The sequence below is a fragment of the Streptomyces sp. NPDC020362 genome, assembly GCF_040642095.1.
In the GTDB taxonomy this organism is placed as follows: Bacteria; Actinomycetota; Actinomycetes; order Streptomycetales; family Streptomycetaceae; genus Streptomyces.
This window is the reverse complement of the sequence record NZ_JBFAET010000065.1, coordinates 1-20385: the sequence shown is the minus strand read 5'-3', so window position 1 is coordinate 20385 and position 20385 is coordinate 1. Positions and strand designations below refer to the sequence as shown.

Below are 20385 nucleotides of genomic sequence, written 5' to 3'. Positions count from 1 at the left end.
CGGCCCCACGGTGGCGTGGAGGATCCGGGAGATCCGGCGGATGATGAGTTCCGGGGCGGTGACGACACGGAGGTCGCCCGATGGCTGTCGTGCGGCGTGAACGGCTCCGGCACGGTGGCCGGGTCGCCCTGGAGATGGGCGCTCTCGCCGCGCTGTACTTCGGGTCGGCCAAGCTGGGGCTGATCCAGGAGCTGGTGCGCCACCAGGTCACGCCCCTGTGGCCGCCGAGCGGCATCGCGGTGGCGGGTCTGCTCATCCTGGGCCTGCGGGTCTGGCCCGGGATCGCACTCGGCGCGTTCCTGGTCAACGTCTCGTTGGGGCCATCGCCTCTGGCCGTGCTCGCGATCATGGCGGGAAACACCCTCGCGCCCGTCTGCTCCTACGCACTGCTCCGCCGCGCGGGGTTCCGCAATGAACTGGACCGCTTCCGGGACGCGCTCGCACTGATCTTTCTCGGCGCGTTCACCGGGATGCTGATCAGCTCGACGGTAGGCACCGCGACCCTGGTCCTCTCGGGTGTGCAGAGCGCCGGCGACTTCTGGCGGACGTGGTCGGTCTGGTGGACCGGCGACGCGATGGGCGTCCTGGTGGTCGCGCCCTTCCTTCTCGTCCTGCGCTCGGCACGCCGGCCGAGGGGCGTGCCGTCCTCCCGGTGGGTGGAGGCGCTGCTGCTTGTGGCGGCCACCCTCGGTGTCGGCGTCCTCGAAGCCACGGACGCCCCACTGCTGTTCCTCGGCTTCCCGCTGCTGATCTGGGCGGCCTTCCGCTTCCAGCTGGCCGGGGCCGCCCCCTGCGCGCTGGCCGTGTCCCTCTTCGCGATCATCGCCGCCGCCCATAGATCAGGCCCGTTCGCCGGCCACGACCTGCTCATCACCATGATCACTCTGCAGGCGTTCAACGGATCCGCCGCACTGACCGCGCTGCTGCTGTCGGCAGTCGTCAGCGAGCGCAACGAGAACCAGCGGGAGATCGCGCGAGCCTGCGGACAACTCGCCGGGATGGTGGCCAAGATCGCCGCCGGCGACCACCGCCTGCTGCTCGACTGCACGGAGGACGAGGAGGAAGGGAAGGGAGAGCTGCCGGCGGGAGACCCTCGGACACAGCAAAGGCCGCCTCCTCAGTCCTGAGAAGACGGCCTCCGACCGGCTGCAAAGCTGGTCGGGACGACAGGATTTGAACCTGCGACCCCTTGACCCCCAGTCAAGTGCGCTACCAAGCTGCGCCACGTCCCGGTGCCGTTTGACCTGGGGTTTCCCTGGTCGAAACGCGCAGGGAAACTCTACCGCACTCGGGTCGGTGGTCGCGCATCCGTTTCCGGGTTGACCTCGAGTTTGGTTGAGGTTGCACGATCCTCGGTATGACGATCACTGCGGACGACAGCCGTTTGTACGGCTACGAGGACCTGCCCCGGCTGATGGGGCTCATGACGGGCGACGAGAAGCACGGTCCGGCGGCCACCTCCACGCTCGACGTCCTGTGGGTGCTGTACGACCGGGTGCTCAGGGCCACGCCGGACGCCGGGGAGGACCCCGCCCGGGACCGGTTCCTGCTGAGCAAGGGGCACGGGCCGATGGCGTACTACGCGGTGCTGGCCGCGAAGGGTTTCGTGCCGGTCGAGTGGCTGCCGGACTTCGGGGCGTACGACTCCCCGCTCGGGCACCATCCCGACCGGGTGCTGGTGCCGGGAGCCGAGATCGGCAGCGGGTCGCTCGGGCACGGGCTGCCGATCGGTGTGGGCACCGCGCTGGGGCTGCATGCACAGGGCCTGCACGAGCCGGCCGTCTGGGTGCTGATCGGGGACGCCGAGCTGGACGAGGGCAGCAACCACGAGGCGATCGCCTTCGCCGGGCCCGCCGGGCTCGACCGGCTGCACACCGTCGTGATCGACAACTCCTCCGCCAGCCACGCCCGGCCCGGCGGGATCGCCGCACGGTTCGGGGCCGCCGGCTGGTCGGCGGTGACCGTCGACGGGCGTGACCACGAGGCGCTGCACGCCGCGTTCACGGCCCCGCATCCGGGACGTCCACACGTGGTCGTCGCCCGTGTCGAGCCGAAGAACGCCTGATCCCTCTCGTCCGTCCCGCGCGACATCTCCGTAGAAAGGCCCAACCTCATGGACACCATGCGTGACCGTTTCGCCCCCGTCGTCTCCCGGCTGCTGGACGAGGATCCCCGTGTCGCGGTGGTCCTCGCCGAGATCGGCAAGGACGGCTTCGCCGAGGCCGCACGGCGCCATCCGAAGCGGGTGATCAACGTCGGCATCCGCGAGCAGCTCCTGGTCGGGGCGGCGGCCGGGCTTGCACTCACCGGGCTCAGGCCCGTCGTGCACACCTTCGCCAGCTTCCTGGTGGAACGGCCCTTCGAGCAGGTCAAACTGGACCTCGGGCACCAGGATGCCGGGGCGGTGCTGGTGAGCGCGGCCGCCTCCTTCGACTGGCCGGCCGGCGGCTACACGCACATGGCGCCCGGCGACGTGGCGCTGCTCGACACCCTGGACGGCTGGACCGTGCACGTGCCCGGGCATCCCGACGAGGCCGAGGCGCTGCTGCGGCGTGCGGTCGCCGCGGGGGACGACAAGGTGTACGTCCGGCTCTCCGTGCAGGCCAACCGGCAGGGGCGGGCGGTCGACGGGGAGCGCTTCCTGACGGTCCGCGAGGGGCGCCGCGGTGTGGTCGTCGCGGTCGGTCCCGTGCTGGACGCCGTGCTCACCGCCACGGAGGGGCTGGACGTGACCGTGCTGTACGCGACGACCGTACGACCCTTCGACGCGGTGACGCTGCGCCGGGCCGTGGAGGCGGCGGGCACCGATGTCGTGCTGGTGGAGCCGTACCTCGCGGGGACGTCGACGACGGCCGTGAGCGAGGCGCTGGCCGATGTGCCGCACCGGGTGCTGGGGCTCGGCGTCGGACGCCGCGAGCTGCGGCGCTACGGCACGATCGAGGAGCACGTCGCCGCACACGGGCTCGACGCGGGGAGCCTGCGGGAGCGGATCGGCCGGTTCGCGGGTGCGGGGCGGACAGCCGTGCGGGCGTGACTGCGCGCGGACACGGCACGGGGGCGATGCGGGGGCGGCGGGGGGGCGGCGCGGGGGCGGCTGCGGAAGTGGACCAGTGCACTGCCCTCCCGGTCCCTGCCCTCGGCGCCCCCGCCGCGCGGGATCGTGCCACGCGGCCCCGGCCGGTGCCGAGGGATCTTCAGCGGCCGCCGGGCAGGCCCAACTCCGGGTAGGCGTCGAGGAGCCGGGGCGGAGCGGCCTGGCGCCAGGAGTCGGCGAGGATGTCCCGCAGTTCGTCCTCGCCGTCCAGGGCGGCGAGTCTCGCTCTCACCCAGGCGAACTGGGCCTCGTGGTCGGCGATCCAGAACTTCTCCGGCTCGGCCATGACCAGCTCGTCGCGCTCCTCCTTGGGGCAGCGCACGGCGATGGACGTCTCGTCCTCCGGGAGTGTGGCGAACATCTTCCCGGCCACCCGGAACGTGGGCATGCTCCAGGCGATCTTCTCCGTGGTGTCCGGCAGGGACAGGGCGATACGGCGTACGTCTTCGGCATCCGGCATGCCACGCACGGTAACCCGTGCCACTGACAGTCACCCGGTCGGCGGGTCCGCCCGCCGGTAGTGCGGGGTCGTCGGGCGCAGGTCGCCGGACCGGCCCGCCGAGGAGACCGGCGGGCTACGGCAGTCTCACGCCCGCGCCGCCTCACCCAGTGCGGCCAGCACCGGGCGGATCAGAGGGTGCCCCTCGGCTCCTCGTCGTATGGCCGCGAAGACACGGCGGGTCGGGGCCACGCCGTCGACGGGGCGGACGACCACCCCCGTGAGGTCCATGCCGCGCAGGGCCGAGCGCGGTACGAGAGCCACGCCCGCGTCGGCCGAGGCCAGGGCGACCACGGCACGGAAGTCGTCGGAGGAGTGCTCGAAGCGGGGCTGGAACCCGGCGCTCTCGCAGGACAGGACGACCACGTCGTGACAGGGGTTGCCGGGGTACGGGCCGATCCACGGGTCCTTGGCCAGTTCGGCGAGGGGGACCTCGGGGCCGTCGGCGAGGCGGTGGCCGACCGGGACGACCGCGTCGAAGGGCTCGGCGTACAGGGGCACGTAGGTGAGCCGGGGGTCGTCGGCGGGCGGGGCGCCCCGGTACTCGACGGCGACGGCCACGTCCACCTGCCGGTCCAGGACCATGGGCAGGCTCGCGTCGCCCTCGGCGTCCTGGACGCGCAGCCGGATGCCGGGCGCGGTGGAGGCGAGCCTGGCCACCGCGGGCGCCACCACCTGGGCGATGCCCGTCGCGAAGGCGGCCACGGTGACCGTACCGGCCTCCCCCGAACTGTAGGCGGCCAGCTCCGCCTCGGCCCGCTCCAGCTGGGCGAGGACCGCGTTGGTGTGGCTGAGCAGGATCTCGCCCGCCGCGGTGAGCCGTACGCCCTTGGCGCTGCGCTCGACCAGGCGGTGACCGGTCTCCTGCTCCAGGGCCGTCAGCTGCTGGGAGACGGCGGAGGGGGTGAGATAGAGCGCGGCGGCTGCCGCGGTGACCGTGCGGTGGTCCGCCACCGCACGGAGGATGTGGAGCCGCCGTGCCTCGATCATGCCGTCAATTATCCCAAGGTGCCGGCGCCGGATGTCCCCAGGTGCCGGCACCGCTCAGGCGGCCAGCTCCGCACGCGCCGCGACGAAGGCGTCGACCGCGCGGTTCACGTCGTCGGTGGAGTGCGCGGCGGACAGCTGGACCCGGATGCGGGCCTGGCCGGTCGGGACGACCGGGTAGGAGAAGCCGATCACGTACACACCCCGCGCCAGCAGCAGCTCCGCCATGCGGGCCGCCTCGGCGGCGTCACCGATCATGACGGGTGCGATGGCGTGGTCGCCGGGAAGGACGTCGAAGCCCTCCTCGGTCATCCGGCGGCGGAACAGCGCCGTGTTCTCGGTGAGGCGGACGCGCAGGTCGTCGGCGGACTCCAGCAGGTCGAGGACCTTCAGGGAGGCCGCGGCGATCACCGGGGCGAGCGTGTTGGAGAACAGGTACGGACGGGAGCGCTGGCGCAGCAGGGCGACGATCTCCGCGCGTGCGGCGACATAGCCGCCGGAGGCGCCGCCGAGGGCCTTGCCGAGGGTGCCGGTGATGATGTCGACGCGGTCCATGACGCCGTGCAGCTCGGGGGTGCCGCGGCCGGTCGGGCCGACGAAGCCGACGGCGTGCGAGTCGTCGACCATGACCATGGCGTCGTAGCGGTCGGCGAGGTCGCAGATCTCGGCGAGCGGGGCGACGTAACCGTCCATGGAGAAGACGCCGTCGGTGACGACCAGCTTGCGCCGTGCGCCGCCCTCCGTCGCCTCCTTGAGCTTGGCCTCCAGGTCCGCGAGGTCGCGGTTGGCGTAGCGGAACCGGCGGGCCTTGGACAGGCGGATGCCGTCGATGATGGAGGCGTGGTTGAGGGCGTCGGAGATGATCGCGTCCTCCTCGCCGAGCAGGGTCTCGAAGACACCGCCGTTGGCGTCGAAGCAGGAGGAGTACAGGATCGTGTCCTCCTGGCCGAGGAACGCGGACAGCCGCGCCTCCAGCTGCTTGTGCACCTCCTGGGTACCGCAGATGAAGCGCACGGAGGCCATGCCGTAGCCCCACCGGTCCAGGGCGTCGTGGGCGGCGGCGACGACCTCGGGGTGGTCGGCGAGACCGAGGTAGTTGTTGGCGCAGAAGTTGAGGACCTCGCCGGGGCGGCCGCCGGCGGTGACGTTGACGGTCGCGGACTGCGGGGTGTCGATGACGCGCTCGGGCTTGTGCAGGCCGGCGGCGCGGATCTCCTCCAGGGTGGCGCGCAGGTCGTCACGAACAGAGGTGAACATCAGGGGACTCCATCAAGTACGAGGGCGAGTGAGCCGAAGGGGCGCGCGGGTGGCGAGCGGGCGGGCGCACGGAGGCCCGAAGGGCCGAGCACGGTCGATCGCTCGCCGCCGGCCGGGCGCCCCGGAGGTGAACCGAGCCGGGATCAAGCGGTCCAGTCGAGGATGATCTTGCCGCCGGTGCCGCTGGCCGCGTCGGCGAAGGCCGCCTCGAAGTCGCGGTAGTCGTACCGGCCGGTGATCACGGGGGCGAGGTCCAGGCCGCCCTCCAGCAGCACCGACATCGCGTACCAGGTCTCGAACATCTCGCGGCCGTAGATGCCCTTGATGGTGATCATCGAGGTGACGATCCGGGACCAGTCGACCGGGAACTCCTCGGCGGGCAGGCCGAGCATGGCGATCCGGCCGCCGTGCGTCATGTTGGCGATCATCTCCCGCATGGCCTCGGGGCGGCCGGACATCTCCAGGCCGATGTCGAAGCCCTCGCGCAGCCCCAGTTCCCGCTGCCCGTCGGCGATCGTGGACCGGGAGACGTTCAGGGCGAGGCTCGCGCCGATCTTGCGGGCGAGCTCCAGGCGCTCCTCGCTGACGTCGGTGACGACGACGTTGCGGGCGCCGGCGTGGCGGGCCACCGCGGCGGCCATCAGGCCGATCGGGCCGGCGCCGGTGATCAGGACGTCCTCGCCGACCAGCGGGAAGGAGAGCGCGGTGTGCACGGCGTTGCCGAACGGGTCGAAGATCGCGGCAACGTCGAGGTCGACCGGGACCCGGTGCACCCAGACGTTGGACGCGGGCAGCGCGACGTACTCGGCGAACGCGCCGTCCCGGCCGACGCCGAGGCCGATGGTTGCACGGCACAGGTGGCGGCGGCCGGCCAGACAGTTGCGGCACTTGCCGCACACCAGGTGGCCCTCGCCGCTGACCCGGTCGCCGACCCGGATCTCGGTGACGTCGCGACCGGTCTCCACGACCTGCCCGACGAACTCGTGCCCGAGCACGAGCGGAGTGCTGATGGCCTGCTGCGCCCAGCCGTCCCAGGACCGGATGTGCAGGTCGGTGCCGCAGATACCGGTCCGCATGACCTTGATCAGTACGTCACCGGGACCGATGGCGGGCTCCGGGACGTCCGCGAGCCACAGGCCCGGCTCCGCCTTCTGCTTGACGAGCGCCTTCAACGCTACGACTCCCGTGGGTGAGGTCCCGGCCGCGGGCACGCCGAAGGAGCCCGCACCGGGTCAGAGGGGTGGAATCACTGTGCAATCTGCCCCATCCGCGGGCCCGGGTCCATCGAGCTTTTCTTAACCGCCGCCACAGCTTTCCTTCACGCCCCTCGGCCGTCGCCCTGTGCACACGTCGCTCCGGGCGGCCGTCGTCCCCCGCGTTTCGTCGCTCAGAGCGGCAGTCCGTCGTCCGCGGATCGCTCGATGTTCAGGGCGAGTTCGGCGGCCAGCGCCTTGATGGTCTCCAGACCGGATCTCCCCCACGCACGGGGGGCGATGTCGGAGGCGCACACGGTGCCGAGCACCATGCCCGAGCTGTCGATGAGCGGGGCTCCGAGATACGACCGAATGCCGTACTCGTCCACGACCGGGTTCCCGGCGAAGCGGGGGTAGTCGCGGACGTCCTCCAGGACCAGGGCCTTGCGGCGGACCACCACATGGGGGCAGAAACCGTGGTCCCGCGGCAGGACCCGGCCGACCTCGGGCCTGCTGCCGTCCTCCCGGACCACCGGCGCGGTCACGGGGGTGCGCAGGCCCGCGAAGAACTGGTGGTCCTCGCCGATGAAGTTGACCATGGCGTACGGCGCTCCCGTGAGCCGGGCGAGATGGTCCGCGAAGGCGTCCAGGGCGGGTTCGGGCCGCTCCCCCAGGCCGAGTCGGCGCAGCCGGGAGATGCGGGCGGGGGCCTCCTTGTCCTCCGGGGTGAGCAGCAGACCACGGACCGGCCGGGGCGGCTCATAGCTCATGGCCGGACTCCGTCGCTGTGGGCGTATCTCATAGGGCGGCTCCGTGGGCGATGTGGCTGGGTCACATGTGGGCGCCGTGGCTCGGCGCGGGCGCCGGGGCGTGGGCGATGAGGTGGCGTACGAGGGTGAGCAGGGTCTGCACACCGGAGCTGGAGATGCGGGCGTCGCAGCAGACGACCGGGACCTCGGTGTCGAGGTCGAGGGCCGCACGCACTTCCGCCGGGTCGTACCGGTAGCCGCCGTCGAACTCGTTGATCGCGACGATGAAGGCGAGGCCGCGCTCCTCGAAGAAGTCCACGGCCGCGAAGCACTCCTCCAGACGGCGGGTGTCGGCGAGGATCACCGCGCCGAGCGCCCCTTCGGACAGCTCGTCCCACATGAACCAGAACCGCTCCTGCCCGGGCGTGCCGAACAGGTACAGGACGTGCTCCGGATCGAGGGTGATCCGGCCGAAGTCCATGGCGACCGTCGTCTCGACCTTGTTCTCGATGCCGTCGAGATTGTCCGTGGCGGCACTGACCGTGGTGAGCAGTTCCTCGGTGCTCAGCGGGGCGATCTCGCTCACCGCTCCCACGAAGGTCGTCTTGCCGACCCCGAACCCGCCCGCCACCAGGATCTTCAGTGCGGTGGGGAACGGGTCAGAGCTGTCGTCGTAGTCCATCGAGCACTGCCTCCAGCAGAGACCGGTCAGTGGGGTTGTGGTGGAAGGCGGGGGGCTTGGTGGTGAGCGCCCCGCAGTCGACGAGGTCCGAGAGCAGCACCTTGGTGACGACCGCGGGCAGTTTCAGATGCGCGGCCACCTCGGCGACCGAGACGGGCGCGCGGCACAGGTCGAGCGCCTGGGCATGCTCGGGGCCGAGGTAGCCGAGCGGGGTGACACCGGTGGCCATCACCTGCGACATCAGGTCGAGGGCGATGCTGGGCTTGGTGCGGCCGTTGCTGACCGTGAACGGGCGCACCAGCCGCCCGGCCGCGTCGTCGAGCCAGGGCCCGTCGCCGGCTGCGGCCACGCTCAAGGCCTCATCGCCGTGGAATCGACGGCGTGCTGCCGGGGCGCGGTCACGAGGTAGGGACGGACGCTCTTGACCAGCATCGCCATCTCGTAGCCGAGCACGGCGGCATCGGCCTCGCGGCCGGCGAGCACCGCCAGGCAGGTGCCGGAACCCGCGGTGCTGACGAACAGCAGCATCGAGTCGAGTTCGACGACGACCTGGCGGACGTCCCCGCCGTCGCCGAACCGGACGCCCGCACTGCGGCCGAGGGAGTACAGGCCGGAGGCGAGGGCCGCCATGTGGTCGGCGCTGTCGGGATCGAGGCCGTGCACGGACTTCACCAGTCCGTCGCAGGACAGGAGCACCGCGCTGCTGGTGTGCGGCACGCGCTGCACGAGGCCGCTCAGCAGCCAGTCGAGGTCGGATGCCTGGGCGGTCGGTGCATCGCTCGCCATGGTGGATCGACTCCTTGGGGTACGAAGGTCTGCGGGAGCGCTGGGGGTGGGGAGGCGTTCGGAAACGGGGGTGGTCATCGGGCCGGTGCGCTCCCGTCGGTCCGGCCGGTGCCGTGGATGCCGTCGGATGCGGGCGCGTGGGCGTGCGCCTCGCGTATGGGGGCCGCTTCCCCGGGCGGTGGGTTCATGGGGGTGGCCTCCAGGGAACCGATGTCCCTGTGTGCCGGAGTCAGATGGTCGGCATCCCGGTGTCCGGTCCCCATATGTCCCGAAGCCGTTCGGGCCGACTCCCTGGGCAGCGACTGCGTGCGGGCCGAGTCCATGTACGCCGACTCCATGTACGCCGACTCCGTGTACGCCGACTCCGTGTGCGCAGACTCCGTGTGCGCAGACTCCGGGTACGCCGACTCCGTGCGGGCGGGCCCCCTGTGGGGGAAGGCCAGGTGCGCGGAGTCCATGGAGGAGGGCTCCCCGTGCGCGGACTCCCTGTGCGGGGCGTCCATATGGGCGGACTCCATATGGGCGGACTCCAAGTGCTGTTGTGCCTCGGCGAGGCCGACGCCGCGCTGGAAGGCCGCCATCAGGCCGGGATCGTGGCCCACCACGGTCTCGCAGTCCTGCCGGGGGGCCGGACCGCCGCGCAGCTGGGGCACGATGTGCTCCTGGGCACGGCGGCGCGGCAGTTGGGGCTTGCCCATGGTGCCGCGCACCGCGCCGCCGCGCGGAGTGGGCGCGGCGCCGGCGTTCGTCTCGACCGCGGCGCGGTCCTCGGCCCTGATGCCGGGCACGGCCTCGGCGGGGTTGGGCCGCTGCACATGGGCGCCGCGCACGGGAAGCGGGTCCGGCGCACCCGAGCCCTGCACGCTCCCGTGCTGTGCGCCCTCGCTCTGGGCGGCACCGCCCCGTTCGGACCCGCGGTGCGCGTGCCGTCGCCGACCGGTGCCCGAAGCCTGTCCGGCCCCGCCCTGCCCTGCTGCGTCCCGTTGCCCTACCGCCTCCCGTTGCCCTGTTGTGTCCCATTGCCCTGTTGTGTCCCGCTGCCCGGCCGCCGTCTCCGCGCCGACGGCCGCCGTCCCCGCCCCGGCTGCCCCCGCGGCTCGGCCCTGGTGGCTCTCCGCCTGGCCGTGCAGCCCCGGGATCGGCCCGGCGTCGCCGCCGACGCCCCGCGCTGCACCGACCGCATGCGGAGACGGAGGTACGGACGACTGGCCGGGCGCGCCCGGAATCTGCGGCTGCGGTACGGCCCCGGGGACGCCCGGCGCCGTGCCCAACAGGGCCTGCGGGACGACGAGTACGGCCTGCACGCCACCGTAGATGTTGGTCTGCAGGCGCACGGTGATGCCGTGCCGGCGGGCGAGCTGGGAGACGACGTAGAGGCCGATGCGGCCGTCCGCCAGCAGGCTGGCCACGTTGACCTGGTCCGGGTCGGCGAGCAGGGCGTTCATCTTGCTCTGCTCGCCGACCGGCATGCCGAGCCCGCGGTCCTCGACCTCCACGGCGAGCCCGGAGGTGACGAGGTTGGCCCGGAGCAGCACCTGGGTGTGCGGGGCGGAGAACACCGTGGCGTTCTCGACGAGTTCGGCGAGCAGGTGGATGACGTCGGCGACGGCGTGGCCGCGCAGTTCGCCGTCGATGGGCGGCACCAGCTTGACCCGGGAGTACTGCTCGACCTCGGCGATGGCGGAGCGCAGCACCTCGGTCATGGACACCGGGTTGCTCCACTGCCGACGGGAGACGGCGCCGCCGAGCACGGCGAGGTTCTCCGCGTGCCGCCGGATGCGGGTGGCCAGGTGGTCCACGTGGAACAGGCCCTTGAGCAGGTCGGGATCCTCGATCTCGTTCTCCAGCTCGTCGAGGATCGAGATCTCCCGGTGCACCAGGGACTGGAGCCGCCGCGCGAGGTTGACGAACACCTCCAGCTTCTGCTCGCTGCCGGCCTGGCTGGAGAGCTGGGCGGCCTGGACGACGGCGGTGACGGCGCCGTCGTACGCCCGGGCCAGATCGGCGGCGAGCAGTTCGAAGTCGTCGGCGTCCTCGGGCGCGCGGCGGCGCTGCCCCCGCTGCGGCGGCGTCTCCCCGCGGCGCAGGGCCTCGACGAGAGCGCGCAGGTCGGCCTCTCCCCGGGCGGCGCTGCTGCGCAGGGCGTCGACGCGGTCGTGGACCGAGCGGGCGGCGCGGTCCGCGGCGACGGCGGCGATCAGGATGCCCGCGAAGGTCACCGCGACCGCACCGGCGAGCACGGCCCACAGGGTGAGACCGGGGCGTGCGCCGGTGGAGCGCACGGTGAACAGGACTGCCGCGCTGCCGCTGAGCGCGACCGCGACGGGCGGCAGCACGGCCAGCCGCATGAGCTGAGGCCGTATGTGCGTCTCGGGCAGTGCGGGAGCGGGTCGGGCGACCGGTCTCCCGTGCCGGCCGCCCTCTCGGCGGTCGGCACGGGTGGCCGGTTCGCGGAGGTGAGACATCTGCGTCCTCGTACTGGTCCGTCGGGCTGCCATCCGGACACTCACAGTAGTCGCCTGCGCATCATGTGCGGTGGGCAGTTGACAAAGTCACCCGGGCAGGGTCCCGCTCTGGTATGAGGCGTCGTACGACAGACCGATAAACGCGCAGCGCTCGCGAGACAGATCCGAAAGAGATCGAAACGACCTGCTCAAAAGCGGTCAGGCGAGCAGACGGGCGGTCCGGACGCTCATGGCCGCGCAGACCGCCCCCGCGCGCCCGATGCCCGACGGGGACCACCCGCCACGGCCGCCACCCGACCCCCGCCGCCGACCATCCGTCCCACAAAAAAATTACGGAGAGTATCAGCCATGGCCTCTACTCTCCGTCTTCGGTCCAGGATCGACCGCGCCGCATCAGTCCGCGCGGTCGAGTCCCGTCCGCACACCCGGCTCCGCGGCCAGTGCCCCGAGGGAACGCCAGGTGCGGCGGACGGATCCGGACACGTCCCGCCACCAGGGCTCCGCGGGGAGCTTGCCCGCGGGCTCGAAGGGCTCGCCGGGCCGGGGCAGCGCCACCGCCTGGCCGGCCGCCTCGGCGGCCTCCTTGGTCCACTCGCCGGGCTCGGACCAGGGGTGCGGGGCGAGGTTGAAGGTGCCCCAGTGGATCGGCATGAGGACGCCGTGCGGCACTCCGCCCTGCAGGTCGAGGTGGGCGCGCATCCCCTCCTCGGGGGTCATGTGGATGTCCGGCCAGAACTCGCTGTACGCGCCGATCTGGATCATCGTGGCGTCGAAGGGGCCGTGCTCGGCGCCGATGTCCTTGAAGCCCTCGAAGTAGCCGGTGTCGCCGCTGTGGTAGATCCGGTGCTCCTCGCCGGCGACGGCCCAGGACGCCCACAGGGTGTGCTGGGTGTTGCGCAGGCCGCGGCCGCAGAAGTGGCGTGCCGGTGTCGCGGTGAGGGTGAGCCCGCCGACCCTGGTGGATTCGTGCCAGTCCAGCTCGCGCAGCCGGTCCGGGGAGACACCCCAGTGTTCGAGGTGGGCACCGACGCCGAGCGGTACGGCGAACACGGTGTCGGTGCCGGCCAGCGTCTTGATCGAGGGCAGGTCCAGATGGTCGTAGTGGTCGTGCGAGATGACCACCACGTCGACCGGTCCGAGCGCGGCCAGCGGCAGCGGCACCGGATGCAGCCGTCTGGGCCCGACGAACGGGAACGGGGAGCAGCGCTCGCCCCAGACGGGGTCGAACAGGACCCGGTGGCCGTCGATCTCCGCGAGCACGCTGGAGTGGCCCATCCAGGTCACCCGCAGGCCGTCGGCCGGCGGCTTGGCCAGGTCGGCGAGGGTGGTGGGGTGCACCGGGACGGTGCCGCGGGGGGCGCGCAGGGGCCGCGTCTCCTTGTCCAGGAACACCTTGGCCAGGTCCACTGTGGAGCCGGAGGGCCGGGTGCGGGCGACGCCGCCCGGGTTCTGGAAGACGCCGTCCTTGAAATGGGGGGAACGGCGGATGCGCGCGAGGCGCTCACCGCTCGGTTCCGCGCCGAAGGCCTCGGGCTGAAGTGCGCGGAGCCCGGAGCTCAGGGAACGCAGACCGGTCACGGTACCTCCAGGTGGAGTCGCTGAGGTCCTCCATTATGGTCGGCCCCTCCGACAGGTCCGGTGCCGCATGGGTCACAGGCGGGCGACCGGCCCACGCTACTGAACGAGTATTCAGCACGTTGACACGCCGCCCACCGCCTCCGAATACTGACTCGCCATTCAGTAATCACACCCGGGAGATCCCATGACAGCCCCCTTGATGTCGCTCGTCTGGACCGACCACGTGACCGGGCGGCAGGGCTTCCTGGTCGTCGACCGGCTGGTGCGGGGTGTGGCCAGCGGCGGACTGCGCATGCGGCCCGGCTGCACCCTCGAGGAGGTCGCCGGGCTCGCCCGCGGCATGACGATGAAGGAGGCCCTGCACTACGCCCCGGACGGCCGTTACATCCCCCTCGGCGGCGCCAAGGGCGGCATCGACTGCGATCCGCGGGACCCGGGGGCGTACGGGCTGCTGGTGCGCTACCTGCGCGCCATGCGGCCGTACATCGAGGCCTTCTGGACCACCGGGGAGGACCTCGGCCTCACCCAGGAACTGGTGGACCGGGCGGCCGCAGAGGCGGGGCTGGTCTCCTCGATCCAGGCCGTCTACCCGCTGCTGGACGACGAGACGGCCGCCCGCAAGCGGCTCGCGGAAGCCTTCGCGGTCGAGGTGGACGGCATCGGGCTGGACGAGCTGGCGGGAGGGTGCGGGGTCGCCGAGTCGGTGCTCTCCGCCCTGGACCGGGCGTCGGTGCCGTACGCGGGCACCCGGGTCGCCGTGCAGGGCCTGGGCACGATGGGCGGGGCCACGGCGCGCTTCCTCGCGCGCGCGGGTCTCACGGTCGTGGCCGTGGCCGACGTCAAGGGGACGATCGCCAACCCGGAGGGCCTGGATGTGGAGGCTCTGCTGGGCGCGCGGGACGCGTACGGCACCGTCCACCGCTCGGCACTGCGCCCCGGCGACCGTGAACTGCCCGGCGGCGCCTGGCTGTCCGCCGACGCGGAGGTGCTCGTGCCCGCGGCGGTGTCCTATGCGATCGGCGCCGCCGAGCAGGAGCGGATCACCGCCCGCTGGATCGTCGAGGCCGCCAACATGCCCGTCCGGCCCGAGGCGGAGGAGCTGCTCGCCGCGCGCGGGGTGACCGTGCTGCCGGACGTCGTGGTCAACTCCGCCACGAACGCCTGGTGGTGGTGGACGCTGTTCGGGGACATCGGCCCGGACGCGGACGAGGCCTTCGCGCACATCCGCCGTTCGATGCGCGCTCTGGTCGACCTGACGCTCACTCGCGCGCAGGCCGACGGGACGACCCCGCGCACCGCGGCCCACGCGCTGGTGACGGACCGGTTGCGGGTGATCGCGGAGCGCTTCGGGTGGTACCGCTGACGGGGCGGGCGACAGGTCCGCGGGCACCGGGCACCACCGGATCCGGCGACACCGCACGAAGGGCGCGTGATGCTGGATACAGGGTCCGGACGCAACGCCGTGCGGCTGCTCGGCCTGCCGGCCCGACCCGCTGGTGACGCAGCCCACAGGGAACCGTCGGCGGGTTGAGGCGCCGGGCGCAGCGGCGGGCGGCACGCTACACAGGCGCACAGGCGAAGAGAAGAGGGGAAACGCGATGCCGAGCACTCCCGAAGAGGGCGAGTACCTCGCCGTCTACCGGCGCAGCCTGGAGGATCCGGAGGGCTTCTGGCTCGACGCCGCCCGCGGCATCGACTGGGCGACCCCGCCGGGCCGCGCACTCGACTCCTCACGCGCGCCGCTGTACGGCTGGTTCCGCGACGGACGGCTCAACACCTGCCACAACGCCCTCGACCGGCACGTCGAAGACGGCCACGGCGACCGTGTCGCACTGGTGTACGACAGCCCCGTCACGGAAACCGTGGACTCCTACACCTACCGCGGGCTGCGGGACGAGGTCGCGCGCTTTGCCGGTGTGCTGAGCGACCTCGGAGTGACCAAGGGCGACCGTGTGGCGATCTACCTCCCGATGATCCCGGAGGCCGTCATCGCAATGCTGGCGTGCGCCCGCATCGGGGCCGTGCACTCGGTCGTGTTCGGCGGATTCGCCGCGCACGAGCTGGCGACCCGCATCGACGACGCCCGCCCGAAGGTGGTCGTCTCCGCCTCGTGCGGCATCGAGCCGTCCCGCCTGGTCCCCTACAAGCCGCTTCTCGACGCCGCCCTCGCCCGCACCCGCCACCAGCCGGACCACTGCATCATCCGGCAGCGCAGCGAGCTCACGGCAGACCTGACCGAACGCGACATCGACTGGGACGAGGCCATGAGCAAGGCCGCCCCGGCGGACTGTGTCACGGTCGATGCCGGGGACCCGCTGTACGTGCTCTACACCTCCGGCACCACCGGCCGGCCCAAGGGCGTGGTGCGGGACAACGGCGGCCACGCCGTGGCGCTGCGCTGGTCGATGGAGAACATCTTCGGCGCCGGTCCCGGCGACGTGTTCTGGGCCGCGTCCGACGTCGGCTGGGTGGTCGGCCACTCGTACATCGTCTACGCCCCGCTGCTGACGGGCTGCACCACGGTGCTCTACGAGGGCAAGCCGGTCGGCACCCCGGACGCCGGCGCGCTGTGGCGGGTCGTCGCCCAGCACCGGGTGAACACCCTGTTCACGGCACCGACCGCCATCCGTGCCGTCAAGCGGGAGGACCCGGAGGGGACGCTGCGGCGCGCGTACGACACCAGTTCGCTGCGCCATCTGTTCCTCGCCGGGGAGCGTCTGGACCCCGGAACACAGCGCTGGGCGGGCGACCTGCTCGGCATCCCCGTGATCGACAACTGGTGGCAGACGGAGACCGGCTGGCCGATCGTGGCCAACCCCGTCGGCCTGGATCCCCGGCCGGTCAAGCCGGGTTCCGCCACCGTGCCGATGCCCGGCTACGACGTCCGGGTCCTCGACGCGTCGGGCCGCGAGGTGGATGCGGGCACGGACGGAGCGGTCGCGATCCGTCTCCCGCTGCCGCCGGGCACGCTGACCTCGCTGTGGGGCGACGACGAGTGGTACGTGCGCTCCTATCTCTCCGCGTACGAGGGCTACTACCTGTCCGGGGACGGCGGGCACAAGGACGCGGACGGCTACGTGTTCATCATGGGCCGCACCGACGACGTGATCAACGTCGCGGGGCACCGTCTGTCCACCGGCGCCCTGGAGGAGGTCCTCAGCGGGCACCCGGACGTCGCGGAGTGCACCGTCGTAGGCGTTGCCGACGAGCTCAAGGGCCAGGTGCCGCGCGGCTTCGTCGTCCTCAAGGCGGGCACCGTGCGAAGCCCCGAGGAGGTCGCGGCCGACCTCGTGGCCTCGGTGCGCGAGACCATCGGCCCGGTGGCGGCGCTGCGCCGCATCGACATCGTCGCCGCGCTGCCCAAGACCCGGTCGGGGAAGATCCTCAGGCGCACCATGCGGGAGATCGCCGACGGCCAGGATCCGGAACTCCCCTCCACCATCGACGACCCGGCCGTGCTCGACGCCCTGCGTCCCGTGCTGCGCGGCGAGGTCTGAACCCCGGCCGTCACCCGTCCGCCCGGGGTGCCCAGCCGGGCGGGCCGAGCAGGTGTCCTGCGCGGTCGCGCCAGGTCCGCGCCCGACGCACGTCCTGCCAGACGGCGCCGAACTCGTGGAAGGCGACCCGCACCGGGTTGTGGGTGCCGATGTTCTTCGTCAGGCCGTACACCACCTGCTCGCCCTCGGGCTCGAAGGTGCCGAAGAGCCGGTCCCAGACGATGAGGATGCCGCCGTAGTTGCGGTCCAGGTATGCGCGGTTCGAGCCGTGGTGGACGCGGTGGTGGGAGGGGGTGTTGAAGAACCACTCCACGGGCCGCCACAGCTTGTCCACCCGCTCGGTGTGCAGAAAGAACTGGTAGACCAGGCTGAAGGACTGCTGGAGCAGGATCATCCACGGCGGAATGCCGCACAGCGCCAGCGGCAGCCAGAACGGCAGGCCCGTCATCGGCGTCCAGCTCTGCCGCAGCGCGGTGGAGAGGTTGAACCTGAGGCTGGAGTGATGCACCACATGGCTCGCCCACAGCACCCGTACGCGGTGATGAGCGCGGTGGAAGGCGTAGTACGCCAGGTCGTCGGCGAACAACAGCAGTACCCAGGTCCACGCGGAGGACGCCGACAGGTGCCAGGGAGCGACGGTGAACAGGGCCGCGTACACGACGATCGTCACCGCCTTCCAGGGCAGCGCCACGACCTGGCTGCCGGCGCCCATGGACATGCTGGTCACGGTGTCGCGCAGTTCGTAACCGCGCTCGTCGTCGTCCGGGAGGAAGCGGTAGGAGAGAGCTTCCACGACGACCAGGAGCACGAAGGCAGGTATTGCGTAGAACACGGCCGGGATCACGTCAGCGCACCGCCTTCCGGGGCGTCACGGGAACGCTGCGGGACAGCAACTCGCGTGCCAGCCGCTCCGCCGCCCCCGACTCGTGCGCCGTGATGTGCGCCGCGAGCCTCACATGGGCCTCGACATCGAGGAGTTCGGCCGTCCGCACGTCGTCGGGCACGTCGGCGACCGGGAGCGTGCCGCCGACCAGGCTGTTGAAGGCCAGCAGATAGGCCAGATTCCCGGAACCCTCCACGATCATCCGCCACCAGGCGACGTCCGCCTCCTGCAGCTCGGTCAGATCGGGTCCGCTCGTCACGTACCGGTCCGTGGCCTCGGCGAGCCTCCCGGCGGTGTGGTCGGAGCACCGGATCGCGCACAACCGGGCCGCGTCGGCACCGATGCACGCCCGCATCTCCAGGGCGTCCCGGGCCAGATCCGCCACCGAGGGCCCGCCGTCGGCCGCCGCGATCCCCATGGCGAGGTCGAGGCCGGCAGTGCGCCGCCAGTCCAGGACGAGCGTGCGACCGCCGTGGCTGACCTCGACGAGCCGCGCCTGCTGAAGCCGTTTGACGGCCTCACGGACCGCGTGCCGGTTCACGCCGAACTCTTCCGCCAGGTCTCTTTCAGGCGTGAGCGCCGACCCGGATGCCAGTTCCCCGCCGAGGATCCTGTCCCGCAGGAGAACGAAGAGCTGGTCGGAAACGGCCTCACGACGGATGCGTCGCTGCGTCATGGCGCACAGAGTGGACCGCACCGGACGACTGGTCAACTGGTTGGACCAGATGCGGGGGAAGGCCCGGCTGCCGACGGAGTCCGCAGGGGCTCGCTCCGGCCTCGTGGGTGTCCGGTGCACAACGGTGGAACCGGGCGAACACCACCGGGAGCGAACGGGCAGGCTAGGGTGACCGCGTGGCGAGAGTGCGGTTGAGTGTGGCCGAGCGGCGGGAGGAGCTGCTGCGGGCGGCCATCGGGCAGATCGAGGTACGGGGTGTGGCGGCGGTCAGGATCTCCGACGTCGCCTCTGCCCTCGGCGTGAGCAACGCCCTGGTGCTGTACCACTTCTCCACGAAGGAGAAGCTGGTCGCCGCCGCATTCGCGCACGCGGCCGAGGACGATCTGGCGCATCTGCGGGGGCTGCTGGGCCGGCGGACGTCGGCGCTGCGCCGACTGCGGGCGGCGGTGCGGTGGTACGCGCCCACGGGCCAGGCCAAGGGCTGGCGGCTGTGGATCGAGGGCTGGGCCGCGGCGCTGCGCGAACCCGCGCTGCAGGAGGTCACCCGCGGCCTCGACAAGCAGTGGAAGGCGGCGATCACCGAGGTCATCGCGGAGGGTGTGGCGGCCGGAGAGTTCGTGTGCGCCGACCCGACCGCGGCGGCCCTGCGACTGACCGCGCTCCTGGACGGGCTGGCCGTGCAGCTGACGTCGTATCCGGGCGCGGTGCCTCGCTCCCGGGCGCAGGCCTGGGTGGACGACGCCCTGGCCCGGGAACTCGGGCTGGAACGTGAGGCGTTGACCGCCTCGACGCGGTGAACGGGCCGGGGCAGGCACCCAGCTGCCGCGGTGAGCGGCGCGGGGCGGCATCCGGCCATCGCGGTGAACGGGCCGGGGCAGGCGCCCGGCCGTCGCGTGCGTGCGCGCGCCCTGTACGTCGCCGATGACAGCGCCCCCTCGCACGCCAGGCAGCGGGATCGGGCCGCACGCGTGCCCCGCACCACTGAGCCTGCGGTACGGGGCACGGGCGCGGGCGGTCAGGCCACCGACGCGATCCGCATCTTGATGTCGTCCGGCGACAGGGTGCCCTTCGCCGTCACATGGTCCCCGGAGGACTCACCGCGCAGCCGGCGGCCGATCCAGGGCACGAGGTACTCGCGGGCCCAGTGGACGTCGTCACGGCGGATCTCCAGGCTGCCCCGGGGCGGGAGCGGCGGCCAGGGCTGTTCCGGGTCGGCCGGGACCTTGAGCCCGAGGGCCTGGCCGGCCCGCAGTGCCACGCGCGTGTGCCCCTCGGGCGACAGGTGGAGCCGGTCGTCGTCCCACGCCCTGCGGTCCTGGACGGACTTGAGGGACCACAGGTCGAGCACGGGGCAGCCGTACCGGTCGGCGATGGCGCGCACGTGCCCGTTGTAGGTGGCGATCTTGCCACGCAGGTGCTTGAGCAAGGGGACGCCACGGGTGTCGAAGCCGGTCGTCACCAGCACGGTGCCGACTGCCTCGGTGAGCTGGGACACGGCCCGCTCGAAGCGCTCGGCCACCTCGTCCGGGTCGGTGCCGGGCCGGATGATGTCGTTGCCGCCCGCGCAGAAGGAGACCAGGTCCGGGGCCAGTTCGACGGCCTGCGGGAGCTGGTCGGCCATGATCTGGTCGAGCAGCTTTCCGCGCACGGCCAGGTTCGTGTACACGAAGTCGCCCTCGGGCCGCCGGTCGGCGAGCAGTACCGCGAACCGGTCGGCCCAGCCCACGAACGCCCCATCGGGTCCGGGGTCGCCGACGCCCTCGGTGAAGCTGTCCCCCACCGCTACGTACGACCCGATCACTGATGTGTTGTCACTCTTCGAATCGTCTGCCACATCGGACCATGATTCACCTTCGGATGTGACCTACGCGACCGTAATAAGGGGTTGACGATCGGTGAGATAAGACACTTTTGAATACGGCCGATCCCGGAATAAAGCCCTGGTCACCGGCGTTGACGCGCTGAACCGCCGCACACGCCGCCGAGGGCCGGACCCTGGGATCGGGTCAGGCCCACGGCGGCGGGTGAGGAGGGTGGCG

At 72.1% G+C, this 20385-nt stretch carries 19 protein-coding genes and 1 tRNA gene; 6 read left to right on the top strand and 14 right to left on the bottom strand.

The genetic code is table 11. The features are described from left to right. The first annotated feature begins 80 nt into the window (after positions 1-80). Complete coding sequence (locus tag AB0H32_RS23245) at positions 81-1127, top strand: MASE1 domain-containing protein (RefSeq protein WP_361123797.1); 1047 nt, start codon at positions 81-83, stop codon at positions 1125-1127. Between the two features lie 28 nt (positions 1128-1155). Here AB0H32_RS23245 and AB0H32_RS23240 read toward each other — a convergent pair. Then, positions 1156-1232: transfer RNA gene (locus AB0H32_RS23240), tRNA-Pro, on the bottom strand. 125 nt (positions 1233-1357) lie between these two features. Between AB0H32_RS23240 and AB0H32_RS23235 the strand changes: the two genes are divergently transcribed. Together AB0H32_RS23235 and AB0H32_RS23230 are read left to right on the top strand one after the other, a co-directional pair. Beyond that, entirely contained in the window at positions 1358-2065 is a 708-nt protein-coding gene (locus tag AB0H32_RS23235; RefSeq protein WP_361123794.1) for a transketolase, read from the top strand. Positions 2066-2113: 48 nt separating this feature from the next. Further along, positions 2114-3034 carry a transketolase C-terminal domain-containing protein gene (locus AB0H32_RS23230; protein ID WP_361123791.1) on the top strand — a complete coding sequence of 307 codons (921 nt, stop codon included), beginning with the start codon at positions 2114-2116 and terminating at the stop codon, positions 3032-3034. A gap of 160 nt (positions 3035-3194) precedes the next feature. On the opposite strand, the gene AB0H32_RS23225 is transcribed toward AB0H32_RS23230, so the two are convergent. The 10 genes from AB0H32_RS23225 to AB0H32_RS23180 form a co-directional block, all read right to left on the bottom strand. After that, positions 3195-3554, bottom strand: a complete 360-nt coding sequence (locus tag AB0H32_RS23225; RefSeq protein WP_361123788.1) for an MmcQ/YjbR family DNA-binding protein — start codon at positions 3552-3554, stop codon at positions 3195-3197. Positions 3555-3680: 126 nt separating this feature from the next. Continuing rightward, entirely contained in the window at positions 3681-4583 is a 903-nt protein-coding gene (locus AB0H32_RS23220; protein WP_361123785.1) for a LysR family transcriptional regulator, read from the bottom strand. 54 nt (positions 4584-4637) lie between these two features. Further along, positions 4638-5837 (bottom strand): glycine C-acetyltransferase, encoded by a 1200-nt coding sequence (locus AB0H32_RS23215; protein WP_361123782.1) that lies wholly within the window; start codon positions 5835-5837, stop codon positions 4638-4640. Between the two features lie 143 nt (positions 5838-5980). Continuing rightward, positions 5981-7009, bottom strand: coding sequence for an L-threonine 3-dehydrogenase (tdh, locus tag AB0H32_RS23210; RefSeq protein WP_361123780.1), 1029 nt, complete (start codon positions 7007-7009; stop codon positions 5981-5983). Between the two features lie 215 nt (positions 7010-7224). Next, entirely contained in the window at positions 7225-7800 is a 576-nt protein-coding gene (locus AB0H32_RS23205) for a GAF domain-containing protein (protein WP_361123777.1), read from the bottom strand. A gap of 61 nt (positions 7801-7861) precedes the next feature. Continuing rightward, the gene (locus AB0H32_RS23200) at positions 7862-8461 is read right to left on the bottom strand and encodes an ATP/GTP-binding protein (RefSeq protein ID WP_361123774.1); all 600 of its coding nucleotides are present in this window, start codon (positions 8459-8461) and stop codon (positions 7862-7864) included. Next, positions 8439-8810 (bottom strand): DUF742 domain-containing protein, encoded by a 372-nt coding sequence (locus AB0H32_RS23195; protein ID WP_066990450.1) that lies wholly within the window; start codon positions 8808-8810, stop codon positions 8439-8441. The genes AB0H32_RS23200 and AB0H32_RS23195 overlap by 23 nt, the downstream gene beginning before the upstream one ends. 2 nt (positions 8811-8812) lie before the next feature. Continuing rightward, complete coding sequence (locus AB0H32_RS23190) at positions 8813-9247, bottom strand: roadblock/LC7 domain-containing protein (protein WP_361123771.1); 435 nt, start codon at positions 9245-9247, stop codon at positions 8813-8815. Between the two features lie 74 nt (positions 9248-9321). Then, the gene (locus tag AB0H32_RS23185; RefSeq protein ID WP_361123768.1) at positions 9322-11712 is read right to left on the bottom strand and encodes an ATP-binding protein; all 2391 of its coding nucleotides are present in this window, start codon (positions 11710-11712) and stop codon (positions 9322-9324) included. Positions 11713-12105: 393 nt separating this feature from the next. Then, complete coding sequence (locus AB0H32_RS23180; protein WP_361123765.1) at positions 12106-13290, bottom strand: MBL fold metallo-hydrolase; 1185 nt, start codon at positions 13288-13290, stop codon at positions 12106-12108. Between the two features lie 184 nt (positions 13291-13474). On the opposite strand from AB0H32_RS23180, the gene AB0H32_RS23175 reads away from it, so the two are divergent. Next, positions 13475-14653 carry a Glu/Leu/Phe/Val dehydrogenase dimerization domain-containing protein gene (locus AB0H32_RS23175; protein ID WP_361123762.1) on the top strand — a complete coding sequence of 393 codons (1179 nt, stop codon included), beginning with the start codon at positions 13475-13477 and terminating at the stop codon, positions 14651-14653. A 235-nt stretch (positions 14654-14888) separates the two neighbouring features. Next, a complete protein-coding gene (locus AB0H32_RS23170; RefSeq protein WP_361123760.1) occupies positions 14889-16787 on the top strand; it encodes a propionyl-CoA synthetase in 1899 nt (632 codons plus the stop codon). A 10-nt stretch (positions 16788-16797) separates the two neighbouring features. On the opposite strand, the gene AB0H32_RS23165 is transcribed toward AB0H32_RS23170, so the two are convergent. Together AB0H32_RS23165 and AB0H32_RS23160 are read right to left on the bottom strand one after the other, a co-directional pair. Continuing rightward, on the bottom strand, positions 16798-17619 hold the full coding sequence (locus AB0H32_RS23165) for a sterol desaturase family protein (RefSeq protein ID WP_361123757.1): 822 nt from the start codon (positions 17617-17619) through the stop codon (positions 16798-16800). A gap of 13 nt (positions 17620-17632) precedes the next feature. Continuing rightward, a complete protein-coding gene (locus AB0H32_RS23160; RefSeq protein WP_361123754.1) occupies positions 17633-18346 on the bottom strand; it encodes a GntR family transcriptional regulator in 714 nt (237 codons plus the stop codon). A 176-nt stretch (positions 18347-18522) separates the two neighbouring features. On the opposite strand from AB0H32_RS23160, the gene AB0H32_RS23155 reads away from it, so the two are divergent. Continuing rightward, entirely contained in the window at positions 18523-19143 is a 621-nt protein-coding gene (locus tag AB0H32_RS23155) for a TetR family transcriptional regulator C-terminal domain-containing protein (RefSeq protein ID WP_361123751.1), read from the top strand. 218 nt (positions 19144-19361) lie between these two features. On the opposite strand, the gene AB0H32_RS23150 is transcribed toward AB0H32_RS23155, so the two are convergent. Then, positions 19362-20147 carry an SGNH/GDSL hydrolase family protein gene (locus AB0H32_RS23150; protein WP_361123845.1) on the bottom strand — a complete coding sequence of 262 codons (786 nt, stop codon included), beginning with the start codon at positions 20145-20147 and terminating at the stop codon, positions 19362-19364. Positions 20148-20385: the final 238 nt, after the last annotated feature.

Coding starts and splice junctions, on each gene's coding strand:
- AB0H32_RS23245 (WP_361123797.1), top strand. CDS start 81: ATGGCTGTCGTGCGGCGTGAACGGCTCCGGCACGGTGGCCGGGTCGCC.
- AB0H32_RS23235 (WP_361123794.1), top strand. CDS start 1,358: ATGACGATCACTGCGGACGACAGCCGTTTGTACGGCTACGAGGACCTG.
- AB0H32_RS23230 (WP_361123791.1), top strand. CDS start 2,114: ATGGACACCATGCGTGACCGTTTCGCCCCCGTCGTCTCCCGGCTGCTG.
- AB0H32_RS23225 (WP_361123788.1), bottom strand. CDS start 3,554: ATGCCGGATGCCGAAGACGTACGCCGTATCGCCCTGTCCCTGCCGGAC.
- AB0H32_RS23220 (WP_361123785.1), bottom strand. CDS start 4,583: ATGATCGAGGCACGGCGGCTCCACATCCTCCGTGCGGTGGCGGACCAC.
- AB0H32_RS23215 (WP_361123782.1), bottom strand. CDS start 5,837: ATGTTCACCTCTGTTCGTGACGACCTGCGCGCCACCCTGGAGGAGATC.
- AB0H32_RS23205 (WP_361123777.1), bottom strand. CDS start 7,800: ATGAGCTATGAGCCGCCCCGGCCGGTCCGTGGTCTGCTGCTCACCCCG.
- AB0H32_RS23200 (WP_361123774.1), bottom strand. CDS start 8,461: ATGGACTACGACGACAGCTCTGACCCGTTCCCCACCGCACTGAAGATC.
- AB0H32_RS23190 (WP_361123771.1), bottom strand. CDS start 9,247: ATGGCGAGCGATGCACCGACCGCCCAGGCATCCGACCTCGACTGGCTG.
- AB0H32_RS23185 (WP_361123768.1), bottom strand. CDS start 11,712: ATGTCTCACCTCCGCGAACCGGCCACCCGTGCCGACCGCCGAGAGGGC.
- AB0H32_RS23175 (WP_361123762.1), top strand. CDS start 13,475: ATGACAGCCCCCTTGATGTCGCTCGTCTGGACCGACCACGTGACCGGG.
- AB0H32_RS23170 (WP_361123760.1), top strand. CDS start 14,889: ATGCCGAGCACTCCCGAAGAGGGCGAGTACCTCGCCGTCTACCGGCGC.
- AB0H32_RS23160 (WP_361123754.1), bottom strand. CDS start 18,346: ATGACGCAGCGACGCATCCGTCGTGAGGCCGTTTCCGACCAGCTCTTC.